Source organism: Streptomyces sp. AC602_WCS936, from assembly GCF_019049125.1.
In the GTDB taxonomy this organism is placed as follows: domain Bacteria; phylum Actinomycetota; class Actinomycetes; order Streptomycetales; family Streptomycetaceae; genus Streptomyces.
This window is the reverse complement of sequence record NZ_JAGMUF010000126.1, coordinates 79,996-104,459: the sequence shown is the minus strand read 5'-3', so window position 1 is coordinate 104,459 and position 24,464 is coordinate 79,996. Positions and strand designations below refer to the sequence as shown.

Below are 24,464 nucleotides of genomic sequence, written 5' to 3'. Positions count from 1 at the left end.
GGCACTGCCATGGAGGGCATGGCTGATCGCTACATCGAAGTCTCGCTGGTCAAACGCGGAATCACCTGCCGGGCCCAACTGCTGGACGACCGGGCCCCGATCACCTGCGCGGCGGTCTGGGACGCGCTCCCCCTGGGCGGCGACGTGTATCACGCCAAATACGCCCGAAACGAGATCTACGCCCTCTTCCCGCCCTTCGCGGCATCCGAACCACCGCTGGAGAATCCGACCGTGACGCCCATTCCGGGCGACCTGTGCTATTTCGCCTTCGCGGGCGCCGAGTTGGGCACCAAGGCGTACGGCTACGACCGCGAGGTCCGGCCGGGCGCCACCCTCGTCGACCTCGCCCTGTTCTACGAGCGCAACAACCTGCTCCTCAACGCGGACGTCGGCTGGGTCCCCGGCACCGTCTGGGGCAGCATCGTCGAAGGCCTCGACGCGATGGCCGAGGCCTGCAACGACCTGTGGCGCACGGGGGCGGCGGGGGAGACCCTCAGCTTCCGGCGGGCGTAGGCGAATCCGGAGGCGAGGCGGGCGTGCCCGACTCGTGCGCCGCGTCGGGCACGCCCGTCTCGTACAGCGCGTGCGCGGCCCGCAGGACCAGGTCGTCCCGGTGGCGGGCCGCCACCAGTTGCAGACCGATCGGCAGCCCGTCCCCGTCGCTCCCCACCGGCACGGTCGCCGCGGGCTGCTGGGTCAGGTTGAACGGGTAGGTGAACGGCGTCCACCCCGTCCACCGCCGGTGCCCCGAGCCCTTGGGCACCTCGGCGCCCGCCTCGAACGCCGTGACCGGCAGCGTCGGCGTCACCAGCAGGTCGTACGCCTCGTGGAAGCGGCCCATCCGCCGGCCCAGCTCCATCCGGACGTCCACCGCGGCCAGGTAGTCCAGCGCCGAGTACCGCGCCCCCGCGCCGACGACGTCCCGCAGCCCCGGGTCGAGCAGCTCCCGCTGCCCCGCCCTCAGGTGCTGCACCACGCGGGCCGCCCCGCTGAACCACAGGGTGTGGAAGGCGTCCACCGGGTCCGTGAAGTCCGGGTCGGTCTCCGTCACGTACGCGCCCAGCTCCGCCAGCCGCTCCACGCCGCGCCGCACCGCCCGCGCCACCGCCGGGCGCACCGACACCTGCCCGCCGAGCGAGGGCGAGTACGCCACCCGCAGCCCCCGCACCCCTTCGGCGAGGGCGTCCGTGTACGCCCCGGGCGCCGGGCCCAACGCCGACCAGTCCCGGGCGTCGGGCGTGCCGATCACGTCCAGCATCAGCGCCGCGTCCGCCGCGTCCCGGGTCATCGGGCCGACGTGCGCGAGGGTGCCGAACGCGCTCGCCGGATACAGCGGCACCCTTCCGTACGTCGGTTTCAGGCCGAAGATCCCGCAGAAGGACGCCGGGATGCGCACGCTGCCCCCGCCGTCCGTACCGAGCGCCAGCGGACCCGCCCCGCGCGCGACGGCCGCCCCCGCGCCCCCGCTGGAGCCGCCCGCCGTGCGGCTCGGGTCGTGCGGGTTGCGGGTCACGCCGGACAGGGGCGAGTCCGTCACGCCCTTCCAGCCGTACTCGGGCGTCGTCGTCTTGCCGATGAACACGGCGCCGTGCTCGCGCAGCCGGGCGACGGAGGGCGCGTCCTCGTCCCACGGACCGTCCGGCGACACCGCCCGGGAGCCGCGCAGGGTCGGGTGACCCCGCGTCAGCAGGATGTCCTTCACGGTGACCGGCACCCCGTCCAGCCGCCCGCCCGGCTCCCCGCGCCGCCACCGCTCCTCGGCCCGCCGGGCCTGCTCCAGCGCCTCCTCGCCGGTCAGCCGGACGAACGCGTTCAGCTCCGGCTGGATCCGTTCGGCCCGCTCCAGGGCCGAACGGGTGACATCGACAGGGCTGAAATCACCCTTGCGGTAGCCGTTGACGAGCTGTGCGGCGGTCAGCTCCGTGAGGTCGGTCATGCACCCTCCCGTTTCCAGGGACGTCAGTGTCCCGGCACGTATCCGCGCTTCTTGTCGACCACGTTCGCCAGCGGCTCGCCGGCCGCCCAGCTCTCGAACAACTCCACGAACTGCGCCCCGAGTTCGTCCCGCCAGCCGATCGTGTCCCCGCTCATGTGCGGCGAGACGATCAGGTCCGGGACCTCCCACAGCGGGCTGTCGGCGGCGAGGGGCTCGTGGCTCAGCACGTCCAGGGCGGCGCCCGCGATCCAGCGGCTGGTCAGCGCCTCGGCGAGATCGTCCTCGACGACCAGCTGACCGCGCCCCACGTTCACGAACCGCGCGGACGGCTGCATCACGCCGAACCGCCGGGCGTCGAACATGCCGCGCGTGTCGTCGGTCAGCGGCGCCGCCGCGACCACCCAGTCGGCGCGGGCCAGCAGCCGGTCCAGCTCGCCGGGCCCGTGGACACCGGGACGGGCGGTGCGGCCGACCAGCGCGACCGTGATGCCGAGCGCCTTCAGCGTCTGCGCGATCGCCCGCCCGATCGGCCCCGAACCGACCACGCAGGCGCGAGTTCCGGCCACCCGCAGCGACTCGCGGTGCCGCCAGGTCCGCTCGCCCTGCAACCGCAGCGTGGTGGGAAGGTCCTTGGCCATCGCCAGGACGAGCGCGGCGACGTACTCGGCGATCGGCTGGTCGAAGACACCGCGCGCGTTGGTCACCACCGTGTCCGAGCCGGCCAGCTCCGGGCACATCAGATGGTCCACGCCGGCGCTCGCGGTGTGCACCCAGCGCGGGCGCGGGCCGTCACCCGGCCACGCCTCGCGCACGGCGTGCGAGGTGAAGTCCCACACGAGCAGCACGTCGGCGTGCGGCAGCCGCTCGGCGAGCGTCGACTCGTCGGCGTGCTCGATCCGCGCCCGGCCGGTCAGCCGGCCCAGCCGGGGCGGCGGCTCGGCGTCGAGCACGAGGAGGGTGGGCGTGGACGCGGGCGTGGACGGCGGCGCGGAGGGGTGCGTGGGCGTGGTCATCGGCGGGTCTGTCTCCGGGGGTCGCACGGGAGGTCGCACAGGTGCGTCGCACGGGGTTCGGGAGAGCGCGTCGCACGGATGCTCGGAACGGGTTGACGGGGGACGGAACCGGCTGTTGACCTGGGAATGACGCGGGCGGATTGACCACGCTCGCACCAGAACCTACCTTCGTCAACACGGCCGTGCGTACGGTGCGTTGTCGTCCCCTCTCACAGTGTGAGGTCGGTGCGTGCCATGGACATCTCCTTTCTGGGCGGACCAGCTCCGCAGCGCGGGGTCGGCGTGGTCGCCCCGTTCGACTTCGCACTCGATCGCGAGCTGTGGCGATGGGTGCCCGACGAGGTCTCGCTCCACATGACCCGAACCCCTTTTGTGCCCGTCGAGGTCAGTCTGGACCTCGCGCGCATGGTCAGCGAACACGAGACGCTCGGCGAGGCGGTGCGCACCCTCAACGCCATCGCCCCCGAGGTCGTCGCCTACGCCTGCACCTCGGGCAGCTTCGTCGGCGGCGTCGCCGGTGAACGCGCGATGTGCGAGGCGATGACCTGGGCGGGTGCCGTCCCGTCCGTGACCACCTCCGGCGCGCTCCTGGACGCGCTGGCCGAGCTGGGCGTACGCCGGGTCGCGCTGGTGACGCCGTACACCGTCTCCGTGACCCGGGCGCTGGAGGCGTACATCGCGGAGGCCGGCGTCGCCGTCACCGGCTGCGCCTTCATGGGCCTGACCCGGCACATCTGGAAGGTCCCCTACCGCGACGTGGCCGACATGGCTCGCCAGGCGGTACCGGCCGAGGGGGCGGCCGACGCCCTGTTCATCTCCTGCACCAACCTCCCCACGTACGACGTCATCCCGCAGCTGGAGGCCGAGCTGCGGATTCCGGTGATCTCGGCCAACCAAGTGACGATGTGGGCGGCGCTGCGCCGGCTGGGTACCCCTGCGGTGGGGCCGTACCAGGCGCTGACCGACCCGTCGGCGCGCATCGGTCCCGTGGTGCCGGGACCGGCCGGTCCCGCGGTGGCGGGTTCGGTCGGACCCGCGGTGGCGGACATGCCGGGCGTCTCGGACGGCCCGGACACGGATCAGCAGCAGGAAGGGTGGACATGACAGCACTGGGATTCCTGTACCCGGGCCACTCCGGCGAGGACGACTATCCACGCATCGAGCAGCTCCTGGGCAGCGACATCCGGGTGGACCTGGTGCACACGGACATCGGTGAGGACGCGCACCGGGTGGACGCGCTGCTGGAGATGGGCTCACCGCGGCGGCTGGCGGCCGGCGTGGAGGAGCTGCGGCTGTCCGGCGCCGACGCGGTGGTCTGGGCCTGCACCAGCGGCAGCTTCGTGCACGGCTGGGAGGGCGCCCGGGAGCAGGTGCGCGCGCTGGCCCAGTCGGCGGGCCTCCCGGCCTCCTCGACCTCCTTCGCCTTCGTGCACGCGGCGAAGGAGCTGGGGCTCGGGCGGGTCGCGATCGGCGCGACCTACCCGGACGACGTGGCGCGGCTCTTCGCGGACTTCCTCGGCGCCGCCGGCATCGGGGTGAGCGACGTCGTCAGCTCCGGGATCATCACGGCGGCGGAGGTCGGCACCTGGGGCGAGCCGGAGGTACTGGCGCTGGCCCGCTCCGCCGACCGTCCGGACGCCGAGGCGGTCCTCCTCCCGGACACGGCCCTGCACTCGGTGGCCCACATCCCGGCCCTGGAGAAGGAGCTGGGCAAGCCGGTCCTCACGGCCAACCAGGTCACCGTCTGGGAGGGCCTGCGCCTGGCGGACCGCCGGGTCAACGCCCCGGAGCTGGGCGCGCTGTTCACACGGGAGCCGGTGGTGCAGGCCTGAGAGGGTCGTGACATGAGAAGGCCGTGACACGTGAGAAGCCCGGCTCCGCAGCGGCGGAGCCGGGCTTCTCCCTGGAGCGCTGGGCAGGCCTTGCACCTGCATTTCCCCACGGGAAGTGGGGCGTCTTTCCTTGGACCACCAACGCACTGCCGGTTCTTGGGGGTTGACCCCTTGATCAGGCAGCTTGAGCGTACCGCAGCTCCGTTCGAGGCGCACATCGGCGTCGGGGTGGTTCATCTACATGTCCAGCGTACTGCTACATGAATTTCACTGAACCCTTGTCAGGTGTTGGGGTGCGCCCTATTCTCACGCTCAGAAAGCGCTTTCCCAACTGTCTGATTGACATGATCACGACAGTCCTGTCGTTCCGACATGTGAAAACGAAGGGGAGACAGAGGATGAGACGACCAGTCGCGCTGCGACTCCACGCCGCGCTGGCCACGTTGGCCGTCGCGGCGGCGACCGGTGTGGTGCTGTCCATGCCCGAGGCCGCGGCGGCGGCCGGCGGCGCCACCGGGTACGCGACCCAGAACGGCGGCACGACCGGCGGCGCGGGCGGCCGGACGGTGCGGGCGACCACCGGAACCCAGATCCACGAGGCCCTGTGCGGCCGCGCCAGCAGCAGCACCCCGATCACCATCGAGGTCGAGGGCACCATCAACCACGGCAACACCACCAAGGTGTCCGGCGACAGCTGCAGCACCGCGGCCGACAAGATCGAGCTCAAGCAGATCAGCAACGTCACCATCGTCGGTGTCGGCAGCGGCGCCGTCTTCGACCAACTGGGCATCCACATCCGGGAGTCCAGCAACATCATCATCCAGAACGTGACGGTCCGGAACGTCAAGAAGTCCGGCTCGCCCACCTCCAACGGCGGCGACGCCATCGGCATGGAGAGCGACGTCCGCAACGTCTGGGTCGACCACACCACCCTGGAGGCCTCGGGCGGGGAGTCGGAGGGCTACGACGGCCTCTTCGACATGAAGGACAACACTCAGTACGTCACCCTGTCCTACAGCACCCTGCGCAACTCCGGCCGCGGCGGCCTGATCGGCTCCAGCGAGTCCGACCGCTCCAACGGCTACGTCACCTTCCACCACAACCTGTACGAGAACATCGACTCCCGCGCCCCCCTCCTGCGCGGCGGGATCGCCCACATGTACAACAACCACTACAAGAGCCTGAACGAGTCCGGCATCAATTCCCGGGCCGGCGCCAAGGCCAAGGTGGACAACAACTACTTCGAGGACTCCAAGGACGTCCTCGGCACCTTCTACACCGATCAGGCCGGCTTCTGGCAGGTCAGCGGCAACATCTACGACAACGTCACCTGGTCCGAGCCGGAGGGGGACGACAACCCGGCCGGCCCCGACCCGCAGTCCAACACCACGGTTTCTATCCCGTACCCCTACACCCTCGACGACGCCTCCTGCGTGCCCGGCGTGGTGAGCAGCACGGCCGGCGCGAACAAGGGTCTGAAGGTCTCGGACGGAAACTGCACGCCGCAGACGCCCGACCCGACCGACCCGACGCCGGACCCCACCGACCCCACACCGGACCCGACCGACCCGCCCACCGGCACCAACCTCAGCATCGGCGCCGGCTCCGACGGCTCCTCCAAGGCCGACGGCACCAGCTACGGCGACGTCCGCGACGGTGACCCGAGCACCTACTGGTCGCCGGACGGCACCACCGGCTCCGTCTCGGTCAAGTGGGGCGACGCCACCACCGTCTCGAAGATCAACATCCGGGAGGCGGCCGGCTCCGAGGGCACCATCGGCTCCTACCGGGTCGTGAACCACGACACCGGCGCCGTCCTGGCCTCCGGCAGCGGAGCGGGCGTCATCACCTTCCCGGCGGTCTCCCTGGAGAAGATCACCTTCCAGATCACCGGCGCCTCGGGCACCCCGAAGGTCGCCGAGTTCGAGACCTACGCCGGTTAGCGGCGCCGTTCTCCTCTCCTCGCGTCCGGTCCGGCACCCGCCGGGCCGGACGCCCACTTGCGCGGGCGCGGGACAATGGACGGTGGCCCACTCCACCGGGGTGCCCCCGTCCACGCGGGGAGGGCCGTCGCACCGTACGAGGAGGAGAAGACATGGCGGAGCCCACGCCGCGTCGGAACGAACCGCGGCTACGCCCCGCGCCCCTGCTCTTCGAGCCGGCGGAGGCGTCCGCCGACCCGGAGCACTTCTTCGACCTCGAGTCGATCGACGACCCCCGGGCGCTCCTCGATCGGGCGACCGAACTGACCCAGGCGTTCCGCGCGGCGGCCGACCGGGCGATGGAGTTCCAGGCGATCGCGGCGGCCCAGCTGGCCGACCCGCGCCGCTTCGACCGGCTGACGGCCGCGGACATCGCCGAGCGGGCCGAGTGGACCGAGGACTACGCCAAGAAGATGGTGGAGTTCGGGCGGGACCTGATGCGCGGCGGCGACCACCCCGACTAGCGCGGACTGCGCGGACCGCGCGGACCGGCACCGACTAGCACAGCCGCATATGCCGCGCGGGTGGGCAAGATACTCCTCGTCCCGCCCTCCTGTCCCGGTTTCCCGCAACCCACCGGAGCCGGCCCTTCACGCCGGGTAGATGTATGCGTCATGAGCAGCAGCACGCGCAACGTCACCCTCAACGCCGCGCCCCACGCCTCGGACGTCACCGCCGACGGCGCCGCCTGGCTGGCCTCGGCGGGCGCGTACCCGCGCAGCACGCTCGCGTTCTGGGAGGAGCGGCCCGCGGCCCCGGTCGTCCTGCCCTGCGGTTCCGCCTTCGACGTGGTGAGCGCTCCCGCGGTTTTCGGCCGCCGGATGCTGGACCGGCTGTGGGAGGAGGGCCCGGGCTCGGGCCCCGTGGCGGAGTTCCGGGGACGGATGCTCCTGTTCGCCGCGCCCGGCACGGCCCAGCGGCTGCCGTCGCTGCTGGAGTGGGAGGAGTGGAGCGCGCGGGGCCGGGAGGGCGGCCGTACGGGCACGGTGCCGCCGCTGCTGTGCCACGGCGCCGGAGACGCGGTGACCGTGCCGGCCCCGGCCGGCGGACCCGCCCGCACCGGCTCCCGCTGGCTGGTGGCACCGGACACCCGTATGCCCTGGCTGCCGGGCCCGGAGGTGCTGCTGTGGGCGGCGGTGCGGGCCGCTCGCGCCGCCGTACGTATTTCGATTTTTCCCTCCGCCGACCAGAGTGCTAATGTCTACGACGTCAGCAGGCGCCGCTAGCTCAGTTGGTTAGAGCAGCTGACTCTTAATCAGCGGGTCCGGGGTTCGAGTCCCTGGCGGCGCACAGACAACGAGAAGGCCCTCCGTCCAGGCGGAGGGCCTTCTCGCATGCTCAGGGGACTCTCCGGTCACCCCGGCGTGACCTGCACCGTCCACGCCCCCGACACCGTCCGCCCCTGCACCTGGACCCGTACGCCCTCGCCCGGCACCGTGAAGCTCTCGCCCAGGGCGACCGGGGCGTCGGCCAGGGGCGGGTAGACGGAGTCCTCCCAGCACGCCTCGGTGTCCGGGTGCGCGTCGACCACCTCGATCGGCCCGTCCCCGGACCGGGCCCCGCTGTGCACCCGGTAGACGAGGATCCCCGCCCGGCAGGCGGCGGCGTCGTTGCCGACCGGTCCCCGGGCCTCGAAGGCGAGCACGGTGTCCGCCCCCGTCCGCACCACCGCCAGCTTCGTACCGCGGCCGAGGCCGAAGGCGGGCGCTCCCGCGGCGCCGGTCACCACCACCCCCGGCCCCGCCCCCAGCGGCTCCAGCGTCAGCCGGACCGGCTCACCGCCCCGCACGCACGCCACCTGCCGGGGCTCCAGCCAGCCCAGCTTCCACTTGTGCCAGCCGAAGAGGTCCGGGGCCAGTCCGAACTGGCTGCCCATGAGGTCCCAGTCGCCGACGTGGGTGTCCCAGTCGCCCTCGTCGTCCTCCGGCCGGTGGTACAGGTCGGGCAGGTCGAAGACGTGCCCCGTCTCGTGGGCCAGGACCAGCCGGTCCGGCGGATGGTTCTCGAAGACGGTGACGACCCGCCGGATGTCGGTGCCGTCGGCCCGCAGGGGAGTGTCGAAGTTGACGACCTTCGTGGCGTCGGAGTCCACGCCGGGCGCGTCCGGGTCGGCGACGAAGTACACGATGTCGTAGCGGGAGAAGTCGACGTGCCGGTCGGCGGCGTCGAGGGCGTCGCGCAGGTAGGCGGCCCGGTGCCGGGGACTCCAGTCACGCTGTATGTCGTACGCCGTCGACGGGCGCGGCATGCGGATCCAGCCGGGCAACGGGTGCGGGCGCAGCGTGAACCTGCCGTACGAGGCGCGCTGGAAGAAGCGGGTGGTGGCGGGGAAGTGGTCGGCGGCGAGCTCGGCCGGCGCGGTCAGCGGCTGGGAGTCCGGGAAGGACAGGAAGACCATCACCGCGTCCAGGGCCCGTACGGGCTTCGGGTAGGCGGCGTTCCAGGTGCTCAAGCCCTCGGAGTGGTGCACCTCGGTGCGCTGGAGGGCGCAGGGCTGAGGGGAGAAGGGCTCGGCGGCCGACGGCGCGGTGATCAGGGAGGTCGCGGCGAGCGCGGACATCGTGGTGCACACCGCCGCCGTGCTGCGCAGCCTGGAGCGGGGCGCCCCCGCCGCGCCGCGGCCCGCACCGAGCCCCTTGAGAGCCTCCCGCGGAAGTCGCCTCAGGGGGAGCTGGCGCGGCACATGGACCTCCGGGTGCGGTTGACGGGACACCGCACCCAGCTTGTGGGTGATTGTCGTACTACGTCCTGTTCGCCTGCACCGGATGGGTGAGCCGTCCGGAATTTCGACGGACGTCACCGTACCGGCAACCGTGAGTCACTTACGCAACGTCACAACTGGTCGGGGGCGTGAAGAAGTCGTCCAGGCGCGAGCAGAAACGATCTGGCGCGAGGTTCGGCCGGTCGGGAACGCGGGGCGGCGGCTGGAAGGGCTCCGTGCCAGCCTCTATGATCGGCACACTTTCCTGCACGAACAGAGCACGAACAGAGATCGAGGCACTGCGGGAGCGAGCGGTGAACGGAACCTCCGAAGGGCCGGCGCCCGCGGCAGACTTCGACCGGCCGACCGTCACAGAGGGTGACGTCGGCCTGGCTCCTCGTGCGCCGTGCGCGGGGTCCCTCACCTACCGATCGGCGTTCACGGCCGCGCCCCTCGCCATGGCCGTCGTCGATGCCGACGGCCTGGTGGTCGGCGCCAACGACACGCTGGGCACCCTCCTCGGCACCGGCCCGGACGCGCTGACCGGCCGTGCGGCCGCCGACCTAGTCGACCTCGCCTCCGACGCCGGCACCTGGCAGGCGTACCGCGAGGTGCTGTCCGGCCACCGGGCCCGGCTGCGCTGCACCCGGCGCCTGAAGGGGGCCGACGGGCGCTCCCTGTGGGTGCAGGTGACCGTCGAACCGCTGACCGGGACCGAGGGCGAGGACGGCGCACCGGGGCTGCTGCTGTCGGTCGCCGACATCAGCGCCCGGCGCGAACTCCAGGCCCGGCTGCGCCACCTCCAGATGCACGACCCGGTCACCCGGCTGCCCAACCGCGCCCTGTTCTTCGAACGCCTGACGGCGGCCCTGGAGGCGGAGTCGTACGAACACGGCGGCGGCACCGGCCGGATCGGCCTCTGCTACCTGGACCTGGACGGCTTCAAGGCCGTCAACGACACCCTCGGCCACCGCGTCGGCGACCGGCTGCTGGCCGCCGTCGCCGAGCGCCTCACGCGCTGCGCCGAGGAGGCCGCGCACGCCCGCTCCGGCGCCCCGCTGGTCGCCCGCCTCGGCGGCGACGAGTTCGCCCTCCTCGTCGAGGACTCCACCGGCACCGACCAGCTCGCCGACCTGGCCGAATCCGTGCTGGCGGCCCTCCAGGCGCCCTTCAAGGTCGCCGACCGCCGCCTCTCGGTCACCGCCTCCGTCGGCGTCGTCGAACGCCACACCGCCGGCACCACGCCCACCGCCCTGATGCAGGCGGCCGACACGACCCTGTACTGGGCCAAGGCCGACGGCAGGGCCCGCTGGACCCTGTTCGACCCCGAACGCAACGCCAGCCGCATGACCCGCCAGGCGCTGGCCGCCACCCTCCGCCCCGCCATCGACCGCGGCGAGTTCGCGCTGGAGTACCAGCCGCTGGTCGGCATGGAGGACGGCCGGGTGCGCGGCGTCGAGGCGCTCATCCGCTGGAATCATCCTCAGTTCGGCGTACTGGCGCCGAATCGGTTCATCGCACTGGCGGAGGAGGACGGATCGATCGTTCCCCTCGGCCGCTGGATCCTGCGCACGGCCTGCCGCCAGGCCCGCCGCTGGCAGCTCGCCCACCCGGACGACCCGCCGATCTTCGTCAGCGTCAACGTGGCCGTCCGCCAGGTCTGGGACTCCGACCTGGTGGCGGACGTGGCGGCGACCCTGGAGGAGACGGGCCTGGCCCCGCACCTGCTCCAGCTGGAGCTGACCGAGTCGGCCGTGATGGGCTCCGCGGGCCGCCCGCTCCAGGCCCTCAAGGCGCTCAGCGACATGGGCGTCCACATCGCCATCGACGACTTCGGCACCGGCTACTCGAACCTGGCCTACCTCAGCCGGCTGCCGGTCTCGGTACTGAAGCTGGACGGGGCGTTCGTACGGGGCTTCCAGTACGACGGTGGCGGCACCGCCGGAATCCGGGGCGGCGCGGCCGCGCCGGACGCGGACGCCTCGGCGGCCAGCCCCGCCGACGAGGTCATCGTCGAGGCGATGGTCCAGCTCGCCCACCGCCTCGGCCTCACCGTCACCGCCGAGTGCGTGGAGACCTCCGACCAGGCGACCCGGCTGCGCCGCATCGGCTGCGACACCGGTCAGGGCTGGCTCTACTCCCGGCCGGTGGCGCCGGACCGCATCTCCGCCCTGCTGGGCTCCGCCGGGCCCGGCGCGGCCGGGGTTCAGGCAGGCGCCGGCAAGCCGTAGGCATCGGCGATCAGCTCGTAGGAGCGCAGGCGCACGTCGCCGCCGTGGGCGTTGGCGGTGAGCATCAGCTCGTCGGCGCCGGTGCGCTTCTGGAGGTCGTCGAGGCCGGAGCGGACCTCGTCGGGGGTGCCGTGGATGACGTTGGAGTTCCAGGACGCGACGAACTCCTCCTCCATCGGGCTGAACTCGTACGCCTCCGCCTCCTCGGGCGTCGGCACGAGCCCGGGACGCCCGGTGCGCAGTCGGACCATGTTCAGCGCGGCGGCCAGCACCTGCCGGCGGGCCTCCTTCTCGTCGTCGGTGGCGAGCGCGGAGACGCCGATGAGGGCGTACGGCGCGTCGAGCACGGCGGACGGTCGGAACGACTCCCGGTACAGGTCCAGCGCGGGGACCGTGTTCTGCGCGGAGAAGTGGTGCGCGAAGGCGAAGGGCAGGCCCATGGTGCCGGCCAGCCGGGCGCTGAAGCCGGAGGAACCGAGCAGCCACACCGGCGGCCGGTGCGCCGACTGCACGCCGCCGGGGGAGGTGGCCTGCACGGGACCGGGTACGGCGTGGATGCGCCGGTAGGGGTGTCCGTCGGGGAAGTCGTCGTCCAGGAAGCGGATCAGCTCGGCGAGCTGCTGCGGGAAGTCGTCGGCGCCTTCGTTGAGGCGGTCGGTGCGGCGCAGGGCGGCGGCGGTGGCGCCGTCGGTGCCGGGGGCGCGGCCGAGGCCGAGGTCGACGCGGCCGGGGGCCATGGCCTCCAGCGTGCCGAACTGCTCCGCGATGACGAGCGGGGCGTGGTTCGGCAGCATGACGCCGCCCGAGCCGAGCCGGATGCGGTCGGTGTGGGCGGCCAGGTGGGCCAGGATCACGGCGGGGGAGGAGGAGGCGACGCCGGGCATGGAGTGGTGCTCGGCGACCCAGTACCGGTGGAAGCCGCGGCTCTCCGCGAGGCGGGCGATGTCCACGCTGGTGCGCAGGGCGTCGGTGGCGGTCCGGCCGGCGCCGACGGTCACCAGGTCCAGCACGGAGAGGGGGACGGGGGCGGTGCCGTGGGCGGTGCCCCGGATCTCCTCTGCGGTGCCTGTGCCTGTGCCGGTGCCTGCGGCGGCGTCTGGGGCCATGGTGGGTGCCTCCCGGTGTCACGTTCGGTGTCGTTCGCTGCGCGAGGACGTAACAGGAGGCAGTCTCCGGTTATTCCCCGGCGGGGGCCTTGAGGGCGGCGAGGAAGGTGAGGAAGGCGGGGGCGGGGAAGGTGAGGACGGCTCGGGTGGGGGTCTTGGAGTCGCGGATGGCTATGTGGGGGTGGCGGTGGGCGATCTCCACGCAAGCGTTGCCTTCACCGCCACCGGAGTAGGACGACTTCTTCCATGGGCCGCGTGTCATCGGGTCACAGCTCCTTCGCCAGCCGGTGAATGAACTCACGAGATCGTTCGGGCTCAAGGGCCACTTCTTCCACCCTACGAAACAGTGTTCGGAAGTGGCTCAGTTGAGCTTCGGCGTCGACGAAGACTGTGCCATGCGGTGTGTCGCGGACGACCGTGTCCAGTTTCGGGACGGGGCCGCCTGCGTACACCATCGCGCTGCCCGCGCCGGCGAAGCGGTTCAGGGAGAAGGGGATCACGCGTACGGTCACGTGGTCGGGTGCGGAAAGGCTCAGGATGTGGGCGAGCTGGGCCCTCATCCCGGCGCTGTCGACCACCCTGATGCGCAAGGCCGCTTCATGGATGACGGCTTCGTACGGGATCGGCTGTGGTCGCTCGACGATGACTCTGCGCTGCATACGGTGATCCACCCAGCGCTGGATCTCCTCGTCCGGGAACTGAGGGTTGACGTAGGAGAAGAGGGCCCGCGCGTAGTCCGCGGTCTGCAGAAGCCCCGGAACGTGCAGGAAGTCCACGTCCCACCGGCAGGATGCGTGATGCTCCAATTCTGAGAGGTCCAGGAACGGGTGGGGGAGCGACCCCCGGTAGTCCTCCCACCATCCGCGCGTACGGCCGGTCGCCATCGTCACCAGCGCCGCGATCAAATCCTCGTCTGCGCAGGCGTAATGAGCGGCGAGGCGTCGCAGACGCTCCTCGCTCACACCCGCGATCCCGGATTCGATCTGACTGATCTGAACGGAGTTCACGCCGAGCAGGCTGGCAGCCTCGGTCGCCTTGAGACCTGCGGCTTCCCGCCTCCGTCCTGCCATGACGGCTGCGGCACTGCCACCGCGCCCCACTCACCCCCTGCATCTCCGAAGGAGCCCGCATGCCCGAAAACGATCCGTGGGAGTACTCCCTCTACATCCCGAACGACCCCAGAGCCGTCACCGTCTGCCGCCGTACCCTCCGGCTGATCCTCACCATGCACGGGTTGATCCGGCTGGTGGACCGCGCCGAACTGCTGGCGACGGAGCTGGTCTCCAATGCCGTACGGCATACGAAGGGGCCCGCCGCCCTGCGGGTGCGCTGGTCCGGCACCGGGGTGCTCCGGCTCGGGGCCTGGGACGCGGACCCGTCGCCGCCCCGGCCGCCGCAGCCGTTCGATCGGGCGGTGGAACGGGAGGACGGGCGGGGGCTGGCGATGGTCCGGGCCTGTGCCGACGTGTGGGGGTGGCAGCCGCTGGCCCGCGAGGGCAACCGGGGCAAGTACGTGTGGTGCGAGTTGGCGGCGAGACGTACGGCGTGACGCGCCGGCCGGGCCGTCAGCGGCTCCCGCCCGCGTTGCGGATCAGTCGCTGGAGCACCTTCACCGTGGTGACGTAGTCCGCGTCGTCGATGCCGTCGTGGAGGGCGGCGCGGATCGCGGGGGTGCTGCGTTTGAGGTCGACGCGGGCCTGTTCGCCCTTCTCGGTGAGCCACAGCCGATCCTCGGCGTCCCGCGTCAGCCAGCCGCGATCCAGGAGTGCCTCGGCCTCCGCCGCCAGGTCGTCCTCGGGCCGAATGTAGGAGGCCATCGCCGCCCGCAGCTCGGGCAGTGTCATCCCCGCGCCGTCGGGCGAGATGTCGTTCGCCGACAGGTTGCGCAGCAGCCAGAACTGGGGCTGGGTGTAGCCCTTTTCGGCCTGCCGGGCCCGGGTGTACGCGATGAGCGCCTCGTAGGCGACACCGGTCCAGTAGGCCGCGGGCTGCTTGGCGAGTTCGGCCTCGGACTCGGAGAGCCGTCGGGTCGTCATGAGAGGTCCTCTCCCGGTACGTGGGCGCGGAGCCGGTGCCGTTCGGTCATGCGGAGACCGTAGGACCTCAAGTTCGCTTGAGGGCAAGTGCGCGATCGCCCGGGCGGAGGGGCGCGGTGGGCCCGCGTCCCCCTGGCCCGTGTCGCTAGTCGACGGGCGCCACCCGGATCAGGTTGCCGTCGGGGTCCGCGACGACGAAGGTGCGGCCGAAGACCTCGTCGTGCGGCGGTTCGACCACGGTGGCGCCTTTGGCGGTCCACGCGGTGTGGAGGTCGTCGATGGCGGAGGCGGGGCCCGGCAGCATCAGGCCGATCTCCGAGGTGCGCGGCGTCCGGGGGTGGAGCTGGTCGGTCTGGCCGTTCCAGAGGGCGAACACGACTCCGGGTGCGACCTCGAACGGGATGTAGCGGGGGGTGACCATGATCGGCTTCATGTCGAACAGGTCGGTGTAGAAGGCGGTCGCGCGCTCGGTGTCGGTGACGTAGACGAGGAAGAGGTTGGGGGCGGACGGTGCGGACATGGGTGGCTGACTCCCTTCGGGCCGGAGGTTCCGGCCGTCGGTGTCAGGCTCGCGTGGGAACATGACAGGACCTGTCCTGTTCGAGGAAAAGGGGAGGGTGCGTGGGGCGACCGCAGCGTTTGATCGAGCTGCTGGCGGCGTTGCAGGCGCGTCCGCGGACCACCGCCGAGGCGTTGGCCGGGGAGCTGGGGGTTTCGAGGCGGACGGTGCTGCGCGATGTGCGGGCGCTGGTCGACGCGGGCATTCCCGTCTTCACCGAGCGGGGCAAGTACGGCGGGATCAGTCTGCTGCCCGGTGACCAGGCCGATCTGTCGAAGCTGACGACCGGTGAGGCGGATCTGCTGCGGGCCGTCGGGCTCGATCCCGACCGGGCTCGCCGGGTGGGCGGCGAGGCGGCCGCCCGGTCGGCGCTGCGCAAGCTCACGCCGCGCCGGTCGCCTCCGCCGGCCCGGGAGGACCTGCCGCTGTCCCTGGCGGACGTGATCGCGATCGACAACCGGCCCTGGTTCGGGGAGGCCGCGCCGCTGCCCGACGTCGCGGCGCTGGTGCGGGACCTGCGGAAGGGGAGGCGGTTGCGGATCGGCTACCGGCGCAGCGGCGCGGCTGTCGCCGAGGACTTCGTGGTCGATCCCTACGGGCTGGTGGAGCGGGCCGGGCGGTGGTATCTCGTGGGTGATCGTGACGGGCGTCCGCGTATGTTCGCCCTCACCCGCCTGCGGGACTGGTCGGTGCTGGACGCCGAGCGGCGGCTTCGGCCCGGCGCCGACCTCGTCGGTACGGCGCGGGAGTTGGGCGAGGTGCTGGAGAGCAGGCAGGACGTCGTCGTCACGGCGCGCGTCGATGCCGGGAGCGTCGACCTGGCCCGCCGCATCCTGGGTGCCCGGCTCCGGACGGTGGGTGACCGGCCGGACGGCGACGGGCGGGTCGAGATCACCGTGGCGTACGGCGGACTGGACGGAGTGCGGCAACTGCTCCAGTTCAGCGACCACATCGAGGTCGTCGATCCGGAACCGGCCCGTCGGCTGATCCACCGGCTCGCGGCCCGCATCGCTCACACCCACCGTCCCCCAACCGTGAACACTTCCGCCGAAACTGTTCACCCACCTCTCATATGAGCGGTCCAAGGACAGAATCACCGCAAGTGTTCACGTCGTGGGGGGAGTCCGCCCATCCCCGGCGGCCTCGGTGACGGCACGCTACGGCGCGACGTCCTCCAGCGTCCGGCCGCTCGTCTCCTCCGCGCCGACCGCCGCCGACAGCGAGCCCGCGAGGGCGACGGCCGCCAGGGTCACGAACACCGTGCCGATGGCGCCTCCCGCGTAGATGGCGCCCACGACGATCGGGCCGAGGATGACGCCCAGGCGGTTCATCGCGCCGCCCACGCTGGAGCCCAGCGCCCTGATTCGGGTGGGGAAGAGCTCCGGCGTGTAGAGGTAGAGGCAGATGTTGGAGCCGAAGAGGAAGACCGCGGCCAGGGACGTCCAGGCCAGCACGCCCGTCGCCGAGTCGCCGCCCGACAGGCCGAGGAGCAGCAGGCAGAGCGCGGCCGCCGCCATGCACCAGATCACCGTGTTGCGGCGGCCGACCCGGTCGACGGTGAGGGCGACGATCAGGCAGCCGGCCAGGCCCGCGCAGCTCGTCACCGTCGAGTAGAGGAGCGCCGTGGACAGGTCGAGGTCGAAGTGGTCCTCGTAGATGGTCGGCAGCCAGGACGTGATGCCGTAGTTCGCGAAGTAGCCGGTGAACCACAGCAGGCCGATCACGAGGGTGCGTTTGCCGTACCTGCCGGTCAGGAGTTCGCGCAGGCCGCTCTTGTGCGGCGCGGGCGGGACGGGGCGCGCCGGGGCGGGCTCGGGCAGCGGGGCGCCGGTGATCCGCTCGACCTTCTCCTCGATCGACGCCATCGTCTCCAGGGCCTCGTCGTGCCTGCCGTGGTCGGCGAGCCAGCGCGGTGACTCCGGCACCCAGCGGGCGAGGGCGAAGCAGAGCAGGCCGGGGACTGCGGCGAGGCCGAACACCCAGCGCCAGCCGAGCACCGGCACCAGCCACGCGGCGAGGAGGGCACCCGCGGTCAGACCGGCCGGGAAGACCAGTTCGTACAGGAGGACGAAGCGGCCGCGCTGGTGGGCGCGGGTGATCTCGGCGATGAAGGTGGCCGCGATCGGTACCTCGCCGCCGATGGCCATGCCCTGGACGAAGCGGATCGCCATGAAGGGCTCGGGGGAGGTGCACAGGGTCAGGGCCAGGTTGCAGACGCCGGACAGCGCGATGCAGGCGGCGATGACCTTCACCCGGCCGATCCGGTCCGCGAGCCTGCCCGAGGCCAGCGCGCCGATCAGCATGCCGATCGAGCCGACCGTCATCAGGGCGGTGACCTGCGTGGTGCCGAGGTGCCACTCGTCGCGCAGTTCGGGGAGGGCGTACGCGATAAGGAGCTGGTCGAACGCCTCGAAGAAGGTGACGGCGCCGACGACGAGCCGGACCATCACCTGCCAGCGGCACAGCGGCAGGCGTTCGAAGCGGGCGCCGATGGCGGCCGCGAGCGCGGCCGAGTCGCCCGGTGGGCCCGGGGTGGCCCGGGCTGCGTCGATCGTCATGGTGTGGTCTCCGGTTCGGGACGCACGGCACGGCGGGGCAACCGCGTGCCGGGCGGCGATGAGGGCTGGAGAGGTGCGGCGAGGACGAGACGGGCCACTTATGTAGGCGCTGAATGTCTCAGGGCTTAAGTTCTATCGGTAGTCGGTCGAGGTTAGGCAAGCCTTAGTCCTGACGTCGGAAAAAATTCGTCGCGCTTGGTCCCTTGCGGGCCAATTAGTTAAGCCCTTAGATTTCTAGCGCCTAGACACATCGGTTCGGGCAACGCCCCCGCCGTGTCCGCGAGTTCCCGCACCGTCCCTTCCCGGAGGCCCCCATGCCGCGCGTTCCAGCCGACGAGATCCTCATCGCGGGGCACTGGCGGCGCGGCGGCGGGCTGCCGATCCGCACGGTGGACCCCGCCGACGGCAGCGTCATCACCACCGTCCACGCCGCCTCCCCGGACGACGTGGAGGAGGCCGCGCACGCCGCCGCCGCGGCGGCCGCCGCACCCGAGTGGCGGGATCTGCCGCCGCACCGGCGGGCCCGCGTCCTGCACCGGATCGGCGACCTGATCGAGGAGCACGCCGACGCACTGTCCGCCCTCCAGACCGCCGACACCGGCAAGACCCTCGGCGAGACCCGCGCCCTGGCGCTCAGCGCCGCCGCCACCTTCCGGTACACGGCCGCCGCCCTGGAGACCGCCGAGGACGCGCTCACCCCCTCACGCGGCCCCTACGTCACGATGAGCACGTACGAACCGATCGGCGTCGTCGGGGCGATCAACCCCTGGAACTCGCCGATCGCCTCCGACGCCCAGAAGGTCGCCCCCGCCCTGGCCGGCGGCAACGCGGTCCTGCTCAAGCCCGCCGAGTGGACCCCGCTGGTCTCCCTCGCCTTCGGGCGGCTCGTCCACCGGGTCCTCACCGAGGAGGGGTTGCCGGCCGCACTGTTCGCCGTCCTGCCGGGCAAGGGCCGGATCGTGGGCGACGCCATCGTCCGGCATCCGCTCGTCGGCCGGATCGGCTTCACCGGCGGCACCGCCACCGGACGCGCCATCGCCCGCGCCGCCGCCGACAAGCTCGTCCCCGCCTCGCTCGAACTCGGCGGCAAGTCACCGACGATCGTGCGCGAGGACGCCGACACGGAACAGGCCCTCGCGGGCGTGATGTACGGGATCTTCTCCTCCAGTGGCCAGTCCTGCATCGCCGGCTCGCGGCTCTTCGTCCACGCCTCGCGCTACGACGCCTTCGTCGGCGAACTCGTCGAGCGGGTACGCCAACTGCGCGTCGGACCGGGCACGTCCCCCGACACCCAGGTCGCACCGCTCGTCCACCACGCCCACCGCGACACCGTCGCCGCGGCCGTCGACCTCGCCCGCGCGGAGGGCGGCCGGGTGCTGTGCGGCGGGTCCGCTCCCGAGGGCGAGCGGTACGCGAACGGCGCCTACTACCTGCCGACCGTCATCGACTCCCTGCCCAACTCGGCCCGCGTCTGCCAGGAGGAGGTCTTCGGTCCCGTCCTCGTCGCGCTGCCCTACGACGACGAGGACGAACTCGTCGCGCAGGCCAACGACTCCGTCTACGGCCTCGCCTGCGGCATCTGGACCCGCGACGCGCGGGCGGCCTGGCGGCTCGGGCGGCGGATCGAGGCCGGGACCGTGTGGATCAACACCTACAAGCAGTTCTCCATCTCCACCCCCTTCGGCGGGATGAAGGACTCCGGGCTCGGCACCGAGAAGGGCCGCGACCTGATCCGCGCCTACCAGCGGCAGAAGTCCCTGTACTGGGGCACCGACGCCACGCCCCTGCCCTGGGCCAACTGACCCACCACCCCGGGAGATTCCGCCATGACCCACCCCCCGACCGGTTCCGCCGCGACCCACCCCCCGATCGGCCGGCTGCGCGCCCTGCGCTCCGTCGAGCTGCTCACCCCGAACTTCGCCGACGCCGTCGACTTCTACGAGGAGGTCTGGGGCCTCCAGGTCGTCGAGGCCGAGCACAGCGCGAGCTGGCTGCGCGGCACCGGCGAGGAGCACCACGCCCTGCACCTCACCCGCTCCGACCGGATCGGCCTCGGCCGCCTCGCCTTCGCCCTCGCCACCCCCGCCGAGATCGACGAGGCCGCCCGCCGCCTCCGGGCCCGCGGCATCGCGCTCGTGACCGAACCCGGCCCCCTCGACCAGGTCGGCGGCGGCTACGGCCTGCGCTTCCACGACCTCGACGGACGGCTGATCGAACTGTCCGCCGACACCTGGGCGGTCACCGAACGCAGCCGGGACGCGGCCCTGCCGGTCGGTGTCACCCACGCCGTCCTCAACACCCCCGACATCGACGCCTCCGTCGCCTTCTACCGCGACGTCCTCGGCATGCGCGTCTCCGACTGGTCCGAGCACCAGATGGCCTTCATGCGCTGCGGCAGCGACCACCACTGCGTCGCCTTCAACCAGGCGCCGTGGGTCTCCCTCAACCACGTCGCCTACGAGATGACCTCGATCGACCACTTCATGCGCGGCCTCGGCCGGCTCCGGCACCACGGAATCAACCCCGAGTGGGGTCCCGGCCGGCACGGCCCCGGCAACAACACCTTCTCCTACTTCACCGACCCCACCGGCCTGGTCTGCGAGTACACCACCGAGGTCGCCCAGATCGTCGAGGACACCTGGATCTGCAAGGTGTGGCGGCGCACCCCCGAGCTGTCCGACCTGTGGGGGACGGCCGGCCCGCCGTCGAAGCGCATCCGCGCCCACATGACGGGCACGCCCGACGGCAGCCCCGTCGCCGCGCCCGTGGACGCCGTCACCGGCCCGGAAGGAGCAGCGGCATGAGCAGCGCCGCCCAAGCCCACACCCGCAAGGTCGCCCTCATCGGCTGGGGCGCCATCGGCCGCACCGTCGGCGGCGCGCTCGCCGCGGGAGAGGTGCCCGGCGCCGAACTGTCGGGCATCGTCGACAACCGCCCGCTCGGCGACGCCGTCCCCGCCCCGCAGCTCACCGTGGAACAGGCCCTCACCTCCTGCGACCTGATCGTCGAGGCCGCGGGCCAGGGCGTCGTACGGGAATGGGGCGAGACGATCCTCGCCTCCGGCACCGACCTGCTCGTGGCGTCCACCGGAGCACTGACCGACGAGGACCTGTCCAAGCGGCTCCTCGCCGCCGGGCCCGGCCGGGTGTACTTCACCGGCGGCGCGGTCGGCGGCCTCGACCTGCTTCAGGCCGTACGCGCCATGGGACCGCTCGGCGAGGTCACCCTCACCACCACCAAACTGCCGGCCACCCTCGAACAGCCCTGGATGGACGAGGCGACCCTCGCCCGGCTGCGGACCACGACCACGCCCGTCGAGGTCATGTCCGGCACCGCGCGCGACGTCCCGGTCAGGTTCCCCAAGTCCACGAACGTCGCCGCCTCGGTGGCGCTCGCGGTCGGCGACCTCGACGCCGTACGGGTCCGCGTCGTCGCCGACCCGGCGGCCGCGCACACCTCCCACGTGATCGAGGCGAGCGGCCCGCAGGGCTCGTACCGCTTCGAGGTCCGCCACGTCCCCGACGCGGCCAACCCGGCCACCAGCAGGGTCGTCCCGTACGCCGTACTGCGCTCGCTCGCGGCCCTGACCGGACGCCGGGGGCAGATCCTGTGACCGCCTACGACCCCGCCGGGCTGCACCTGGAGGAGAACGGCGACGACGGCCCGCTGGTCCTGTGCCTGCACGGCATCGGCTCCTCGTCCGCCGCCTTCGCCCCGCAGACCGAGGCACTCGCCGCCGGCCACCGGATGGTCGCCTGGGACGCCCCCGGCTACGCCGAGTCCGCCGACCCGGACCACGACCTCACCCTCGACGACTACGCCGACACCGCCGCCGAGGTCATCCGCGCCCGCGGCACCGACGCCCACGTCGTCGGCGTCTCCTGGGGCGGCGTGATCGCGCTCCGGCTCGCCACCCGGCACCCGGACCTCGTCGCCTCCCTCACCGTCGCCGACTCCACACCCGGCTCCGGCACCAGCCCCGAGAAGGCCGCCGCCATGCGCGCCCGCGTCCCGGAGCTGGAGAGCCTCGGCCCGCGCGCCTTCGCGGAGAAACGCGGCCCCCGGCTGCTGTCCGAGGACGCGCCGCCCGAGCTGGTGCGGCGGGTCGTCGACACCATGGCCGGCTCGGTCCGGACGCCCGGCTACCGGTCGGCGGCCGAGTCGATGGCCGCCACCGACCTGCGCGGCGAACTCGCCCACGTCACCGCGCCCACCCTCGTCCTGTGCGGTGAGAAGGACCGGATCACCGGCCCCGAAGCCTCACAGGTCCTGGCCGGCGGACTCCACAAGACCGCTTACGTGATCGTCAAGGACGCCGGTCACCTGGCCAACCAGGAACAGCCCGAGCACTTCAACGCCTGGCTGCTCTCCCACCTGCACATCGTCACCAACACCCGCACCACGAAGGGCTGACCACCATGCCGCTGACCACCGACGACTACGACAACGGCTCGGACCTCGCCAAGTACACCGACTCCCTGATCGCCTCCAAGGCCTCCCGCGAGCCGGACTGGGGCACCCTGTCCTTCCAGGAGAAGGCGGGCCCGCAGTACAAGCGGGCGCAGATCCGCTACGTCGGTTCCGGCGCCACCGGCAACCACGAGAACGACGGCCGCATCCTCCCCTCCGGCGGCTTCACCTTCTCCAACATGCTGCTGCCGCCCGGCGCCGAGGGCCCCGCCCACACCCACCACGACGTCGAGGAGGCCTTCTTCGTCCTGGAGGGCGAGGTCCGCGTCGGCATCCACCGAGGCCCCGACGAGACCGAGTACCGCACCCTCGGCTACCGCGACATGATCGTGGTCCCGGCCGGCGTGACCCGCTCGCTGAAGAACGAGGGCGACACCGACGCCCTGTTCTGCGTGATCATCGGCACGCAGAAGCCGCAGGTGCCGACCTACCCCGAGTACTCCCCGCTGTACGGCGTCACCCGTGACTGACCCGGCCACCGGGCGCCGCACGGTCGTCGTGACCGGCGCGGGCCGTGGCCTGGGGGAGGCCATGGCCCGCCGGGCGGCGGCCGACGGATACCGGGTCGTCGTCGCCGAGCTGAACGACGAGTGGGGCTCCCGTACGGCGACGGCGATCCGGGAGTCCGGCGGCGCGGCGGAGTCCGTACCGCTGGACGTCGCCGACCCGGCCTCCGTCGAGGCGCTGGCCGCCCGCGTCGCATCCGGCGGCCCGGTGTACGGGCTGGTCAACAACGCGGCCCTCGCCAACGGCGTGGGCGGCCGGGAGTTCCAGGACATCGACGTCGAGACCTGGGACCGGCTGATGACCGTCAACGCGCGCGGCCCCTGGCTCGTCGCCAAGCACCTGCTGCCCCTGATGTCCGGCCCGGGCCGGATCGTCAACATCGCCTCCGACGCGGCCCTCTACGGCTCCCCGCGCCTCGCCCACTACATCGCCTCCAAGGGCGCCGTCATCGCACTGACCCGGGCGATGGCCCGCGAGCTGGGGGAGCGCGGCATCACCGTCAACGCGGTGGCGCCGGGCCTCACCGAGGTCGAGGCGACCGAGACCGTACCGGCCGAGCGGCACGCCCTCTACGCGGCGAACCGCGCCATCGCCCGGCCCCAGCGGCCCGACGACCTGGTGGGGCTCGTCTCCCACCTCCTGGGCGAGGAGTCCCGCTACCTGACCGGCCAGGTGATCGCCGTCAACGGCGGCTTCACCATGCACTGAACCAACTCCCCAGCGTCTAGGAGTACTCATGGATCTCGGCCTCGCCGACCGCACCGTCCTGGTCACCGGCGGCAGCTCCGGCGTCGGCCTGGCCACGGTCCGCGCCCTGCTCGCGGAAGGCGCCCGCGTCGCGACCTGCGGGCGGGACGCCGACCGGCTCGCCAAGGCCGCCGCGGGCCTCGGCGCCGGCAGCGACCGGCTGTACACCGGCGTCTGCGACGTCCGGGACGCCGACGCCGTACGGGACTTCACCGAGCGCGCCGCCGACCACCTCGGCGGACGCCTCGACGGCCTCGTCAACAACGCGGGCCAGTCGCGGATGAAGTCCCTCGACGAGACGACCGGGGACGACTGGCGCGACGAGCTGGAGCTGAAGTTCGCGGGCGTCCTCAACCCCCTCGCCGCCGCCCGCGACCGGCTCCGCGCCTCCGACGCCGCCGCCGTCGTCAACGTCAACGCCGTCCTCGCCAAGCAGCCCGAGACCCGGCTGATCACCACGAGCGCCGCCCGCGCCGGCATCCTCAACCTCTCCACCTCCCTGGCCCGGGACCTCGCTCCCGAGGGCATCCGCGTCAACTCCGTCTGCCTCGGCCTGGTCGACACCGGCCAGTGGACCCGCCGCCACGCGGCGGCGGACAGCGGGCTGACGTACGAGGAGTGGCAGGCGGAGATCGCCGCCGACCGGGGCATCGCGCTCGGGCGGCTCGGCCGCGCCGAGGAGGTCGCCTACGCGATCGTCTCCCTGCTCTCCCCGCGCGCCTCCTACATCACCGGTACCAGCATCGACGTCTGCGGCGGAGTCGGCCGCGGCATCCTCTGAGGAGT

25 protein-coding genes and 1 tRNA gene are annotated in these 24,464 nt (G+C 72.4%); 17 read left to right on the top strand and 9 right to left on the bottom strand.

What is annotated here, in order from left to right:
- Window positions 1–18 precede the first annotated feature (18 nt).
- A complete protein-coding gene (locus tag KUM03_RS34040) occupies window positions 19–513 on the top strand; it encodes a DUF3830 family protein (RefSeq protein ID WP_217254432.1) in 495 nt (164 codons plus the stop codon).
- Here KUM03_RS34040 and KUM03_RS34035 read toward each other — a convergent pair.
- Complete coding sequence (locus KUM03_RS34035; protein WP_217254431.1) at window positions 494–1,936, bottom strand: amidase; 1,443 nt, start codon at window positions 1,934–1,936, stop codon at window positions 494–496. The two genes, KUM03_RS34040 and KUM03_RS34035, sit on opposite strands and share 20 nt — an antisense overlap.
- A gap of 23 nt (window positions 1,937–1,959) precedes the next feature.
- The gene (locus KUM03_RS34030; protein WP_217254430.1) at window positions 1,960–2,949 is read right to left on the bottom strand and encodes a D-2-hydroxyacid dehydrogenase; all 990 of its coding nucleotides are present in this window, start codon (window positions 2,947–2,949) and stop codon (window positions 1,960–1,962) included.
- Window positions 2,950–3,183: 234 nt separating this feature from the next.
- Between KUM03_RS34030 and KUM03_RS34025 the strand changes: the two genes are divergently transcribed.
- The 6 genes from KUM03_RS34025 (at window position 3,184) to KUM03_RS34000 (ending at window position 8,053) form a co-directional block, all read left to right on the top strand.
- On the top strand, window positions 3,184–4,053 hold the full coding sequence (locus tag KUM03_RS34025; RefSeq protein WP_217254429.1) for an aspartate/glutamate racemase family protein: 870 nt from the start codon (window positions 3,184–3,186) through the stop codon (window positions 4,051–4,053).
- Window positions 4,050–4,781: an aspartate/glutamate racemase family protein gene (locus KUM03_RS34020; RefSeq protein WP_217254428.1), complete on the top strand. Its 732-nt coding sequence runs from the start codon at window positions 4,050–4,052 to the stop codon at window positions 4,779–4,781. The genes KUM03_RS34025 and KUM03_RS34020 overlap by 4 nt, the downstream gene beginning before the upstream one ends.
- Before the next feature lie 398 nt (window positions 4,782–5,179).
- Window positions 5,180–6,724, top strand: a complete 1,545-nt coding sequence (locus tag KUM03_RS34015) for a polysaccharide lyase family 1 protein (protein ID WP_217254427.1) — start codon at window positions 5,180–5,182, stop codon at window positions 6,722–6,724.
- Window positions 6,725–6,876: 152 nt separating this feature from the next.
- Window positions 6,877–7,227 carry a hypothetical protein gene (locus KUM03_RS34010; protein ID WP_217254426.1) on the top strand — a complete coding sequence of 117 codons (351 nt, stop codon included), beginning with the start codon at window positions 6,877–6,879 and terminating at the stop codon, window positions 7,225–7,227.
- Window positions 7,228–7,377: 150 nt separating this feature from the next.
- The gene (locus KUM03_RS34005) at window positions 7,378–7,989 is read left to right on the top strand and encodes a bifunctional DNA primase/polymerase (protein WP_217254425.1); all 612 of its coding nucleotides are present in this window, start codon (window positions 7,378–7,380) and stop codon (window positions 7,987–7,989) included.
- Window positions 7,980–8,053: transfer RNA gene (locus KUM03_RS34000), tRNA-Lys, on the top strand. Before KUM03_RS34005 ends, KUM03_RS34000 begins: the two co-directional genes overlap by 10 nt.
- Window positions 8,054–8,117: 64 nt before the next feature.
- On the opposite strand, the gene KUM03_RS33995 is transcribed toward KUM03_RS34000, so the two are convergent.
- Window positions 8,118–9,476, bottom strand: coding sequence for a M6 family metalloprotease domain-containing protein (locus KUM03_RS33995; protein ID WP_217254424.1), 1,359 nt, complete (start codon window positions 9,474–9,476; stop codon window positions 8,118–8,120).
- Window positions 9,477–9,778: 302 nt separating this feature from the next.
- Here KUM03_RS33995 and KUM03_RS33990 point away from each other — a divergent pair, with 302 nt between their 5' ends.
- Window positions 9,779–11,695 carry a bifunctional diguanylate cyclase/phosphodiesterase gene (locus KUM03_RS33990; RefSeq protein ID WP_217254423.1) on the top strand — a complete coding sequence of 639 codons (1,917 nt, stop codon included), beginning with the start codon at window positions 9,779–9,781 and terminating at the stop codon, window positions 11,693–11,695.
- Here the strand turns inward: KUM03_RS33990 and KUM03_RS33985 are convergent.
- From KUM03_RS33985 to KUM03_RS33975, 3 genes are all read right to left on the bottom strand, one after another.
- Window positions 11,671–12,801 carry an LLM class flavin-dependent oxidoreductase gene (locus KUM03_RS33985; protein WP_217254422.1) on the bottom strand — a complete coding sequence of 377 codons (1,131 nt, stop codon included), beginning with the start codon at window positions 12,799–12,801 and terminating at the stop codon, window positions 11,671–11,673. The two genes, KUM03_RS33990 and KUM03_RS33985, sit on opposite strands and share 25 nt — an antisense overlap.
- 70 nt (window positions 12,802–12,871) lie before the next feature.
- A complete protein-coding gene (locus KUM03_RS33980; RefSeq protein ID WP_217254421.1) occupies window positions 12,872–13,063 on the bottom strand; it encodes a DUF397 domain-containing protein in 192 nt (63 codons plus the stop codon).
- A 4-nt stretch (window positions 13,064–13,067) separates the two neighbouring features.
- Window positions 13,068–13,871 (bottom strand): helix-turn-helix transcriptional regulator, encoded by an 804-nt coding sequence (locus tag KUM03_RS33975; protein ID WP_217254420.1) that lies wholly within the window; start codon window positions 13,869–13,871, stop codon window positions 13,068–13,070.
- A gap of 59 nt (window positions 13,872–13,930) precedes the next feature.
- Here KUM03_RS33975 and KUM03_RS33970 point away from each other — a divergent pair, with 59 nt between their 5' ends.
- Window positions 13,931–14,350 (top strand): ATP-binding protein, encoded by a 420-nt coding sequence (locus tag KUM03_RS33970; RefSeq protein ID WP_217254419.1) that lies wholly within the window; start codon window positions 13,931–13,933, stop codon window positions 14,348–14,350.
- 16 nt (window positions 14,351–14,366) lie between these two features.
- Here the strand turns inward: KUM03_RS33970 and KUM03_RS33965 are convergent, their stop codons facing one another.
- Window positions 14,367–14,837: a MarR family winged helix-turn-helix transcriptional regulator gene (locus KUM03_RS33965; protein WP_217254418.1), complete on the bottom strand. Its 471-nt coding sequence runs from the start codon at window positions 14,835–14,837 to the stop codon at window positions 14,367–14,369.
- Between the two features lie 145 nt (window positions 14,838–14,982).
- The gene (locus KUM03_RS33960; RefSeq protein WP_217254417.1) at window positions 14,983–15,357 is read right to left on the bottom strand and encodes a VOC family protein; all 375 of its coding nucleotides are present in this window, start codon (window positions 15,355–15,357) and stop codon (window positions 14,983–14,985) included.
- 101 nt (window positions 15,358–15,458) lie between these two features.
- Between KUM03_RS33960 and KUM03_RS33955 the strand changes: the two genes are divergently transcribed.
- Complete coding sequence (locus tag KUM03_RS33955; RefSeq protein ID WP_217254416.1) at window positions 15,459–16,472, top strand: YafY family protein; 1,014 nt, start codon at window positions 15,459–15,461, stop codon at window positions 16,470–16,472.
- Window positions 16,473–16,553: 81 nt separating this feature from the next.
- Here the strand turns inward: KUM03_RS33955 and KUM03_RS33950 are convergent, their stop codons facing one another.
- On the bottom strand, window positions 16,554–17,954 hold the full coding sequence (locus KUM03_RS33950; protein ID WP_217254415.1) for an MFS transporter: 1,401 nt from the start codon (window positions 17,952–17,954) through the stop codon (window positions 16,554–16,556).
- 314 nt (window positions 17,955–18,268) lie between these two features.
- Between KUM03_RS33950 and KUM03_RS33945 the strand changes: the two genes are divergently transcribed.
- The 7 genes from KUM03_RS33945 to KUM03_RS33915 are packed head-to-tail and all read left to right on the top strand — an operon-like array spanning window position 18,269 to window position 24,459.
- Window positions 18,269–19,756 carry an aldehyde dehydrogenase gene (locus KUM03_RS33945; RefSeq protein WP_217254414.1) on the top strand — a complete coding sequence of 496 codons (1,488 nt, stop codon included), beginning with the start codon at window positions 18,269–18,271 and terminating at the stop codon, window positions 19,754–19,756.
- Between the two features lie 24 nt (window positions 19,757–19,780).
- Window positions 19,781–20,758: a VOC family protein gene (locus tag KUM03_RS33940; RefSeq protein ID WP_217254413.1), complete on the top strand. Its 978-nt coding sequence runs from the start codon at window positions 19,781–19,783 to the stop codon at window positions 20,756–20,758.
- Entirely contained in the window at window positions 20,755–21,567 is an 813-nt protein-coding gene (locus KUM03_RS33935; RefSeq protein WP_217254412.1) for an aspartate dehydrogenase domain-containing protein, read from the top strand. The genes KUM03_RS33940 and KUM03_RS33935 overlap by 4 nt, the downstream gene beginning before the upstream one ends.
- The gene (locus KUM03_RS33930) at window positions 21,564–22,367 is read left to right on the top strand and encodes an alpha/beta fold hydrolase (RefSeq protein WP_217254411.1); all 804 of its coding nucleotides are present in this window, start codon (window positions 21,564–21,566) and stop codon (window positions 22,365–22,367) included. Before KUM03_RS33935 ends, KUM03_RS33930 begins: the two co-directional genes overlap by 4 nt.
- A 5-nt stretch (window positions 22,368–22,372) precedes the next feature.
- Complete coding sequence (locus KUM03_RS33925; RefSeq protein WP_217254410.1) at window positions 22,373–22,894, top strand: cupin domain-containing protein; 522 nt, start codon at window positions 22,373–22,375, stop codon at window positions 22,892–22,894.
- Window positions 22,887–23,639 carry an SDR family oxidoreductase gene (locus KUM03_RS33920; RefSeq protein ID WP_217254409.1) on the top strand — a complete coding sequence of 251 codons (753 nt, stop codon included), beginning with the start codon at window positions 22,887–22,889 and terminating at the stop codon, window positions 23,637–23,639. Before KUM03_RS33925 ends, KUM03_RS33920 begins: the two co-directional genes overlap by 8 nt.
- Before the next feature lie 28 nt (window positions 23,640–23,667).
- On the top strand, window positions 23,668–24,459 hold the full coding sequence (locus KUM03_RS33915; RefSeq protein ID WP_217254408.1) for an SDR family oxidoreductase: 792 nt from the start codon (window positions 23,668–23,670) through the stop codon (window positions 24,457–24,459).
- Window positions 24,460–24,464: the final 5 nt, after the last annotated feature.

Bases quoted from the DNA above. Each gene is read 5' to 3' on its own strand.
- KUM03_RS34040 (WP_217254432.1), top strand. From the start codon at position 19: ATGGCTGATCGCTACATCGAAGTCTCGCTGGTCAAACGCGGAATCACC.
- KUM03_RS34035 (WP_217254431.1), bottom strand. From the start codon at position 1,936: ATGACCGACCTCACGGAGCTGACCGCCGCACAGCTCGTCAACGGCTAC.
- KUM03_RS34030 (WP_217254430.1), bottom strand. From the start codon at position 2,949: ATGACCACGCCCACGCACCCCTCCGCGCCGCCGTCCACGCCCGCGTCC.
- KUM03_RS34025 (WP_217254429.1), top strand. From the start codon at position 3,184: ATGGACATCTCCTTTCTGGGCGGACCAGCTCCGCAGCGCGGGGTCGGC.
- KUM03_RS34020 (WP_217254428.1), top strand. From the start codon at position 4,050: ATGACAGCACTGGGATTCCTGTACCCGGGCCACTCCGGCGAGGACGAC.
- KUM03_RS34015 (WP_217254427.1), top strand. From the start codon at position 5,180: ATGAGACGACCAGTCGCGCTGCGACTCCACGCCGCGCTGGCCACGTTG.
- KUM03_RS34010 (WP_217254426.1), top strand. From the start codon at position 6,877: ATGGCGGAGCCCACGCCGCGTCGGAACGAACCGCGGCTACGCCCCGCG.
- KUM03_RS34005 (WP_217254425.1), top strand. From the start codon at position 7,378: ATGAGCAGCAGCACGCGCAACGTCACCCTCAACGCCGCGCCCCACGCC.
- KUM03_RS33985 (WP_217254422.1), bottom strand. From the start codon at position 12,801: ATGGCCCCAGACGCCGCCGCAGGCACCGGCACAGGCACAGGCACCGCA.
- KUM03_RS33980 (WP_217254421.1), bottom strand. From the start codon at position 13,063: ATGACACGCGGCCCATGGAAGAAGTCGTCCTACTCCGGTGGCGGTGAA.
- KUM03_RS33975 (WP_217254420.1), bottom strand. From the start codon at position 13,871: ATGGCAGGACGGAGGCGGGAAGCCGCAGGTCTCAAGGCGACCGAGGCT.
- KUM03_RS33970 (WP_217254419.1), top strand. From the start codon at position 13,931: ATGCCCGAAAACGATCCGTGGGAGTACTCCCTCTACATCCCGAACGAC.
- KUM03_RS33965 (WP_217254418.1), bottom strand. From the start codon at position 14,837: ATGACGACCCGACGGCTCTCCGAGTCCGAGGCCGAACTCGCCAAGCAG.
- KUM03_RS33960 (WP_217254417.1), bottom strand. From the start codon at position 15,357: ATGTCCGCACCGTCCGCCCCCAACCTCTTCCTCGTCTACGTCACCGAC.
- KUM03_RS33950 (WP_217254415.1), bottom strand. From the start codon at position 17,954: ATGACGATCGACGCAGCCCGGGCCACCCCGGGCCCACCGGGCGACTCG.
- KUM03_RS33945 (WP_217254414.1), top strand. From the start codon at position 18,269: ATGCCGCGCGTTCCAGCCGACGAGATCCTCATCGCGGGGCACTGGCGG.
- KUM03_RS33940 (WP_217254413.1), top strand. From the start codon at position 19,781: ATGACCCACCCCCCGACCGGTTCCGCCGCGACCCACCCCCCGATCGGC.
- KUM03_RS33935 (WP_217254412.1), top strand. From the start codon at position 20,755: ATGAGCAGCGCCGCCCAAGCCCACACCCGCAAGGTCGCCCTCATCGGC.
- KUM03_RS33925 (WP_217254410.1), top strand. From the start codon at position 22,373: ATGCCGCTGACCACCGACGACTACGACAACGGCTCGGACCTCGCCAAG.
- KUM03_RS33915 (WP_217254408.1), top strand. From the start codon at position 23,668: ATGGATCTCGGCCTCGCCGACCGCACCGTCCTGGTCACCGGCGGCAGC.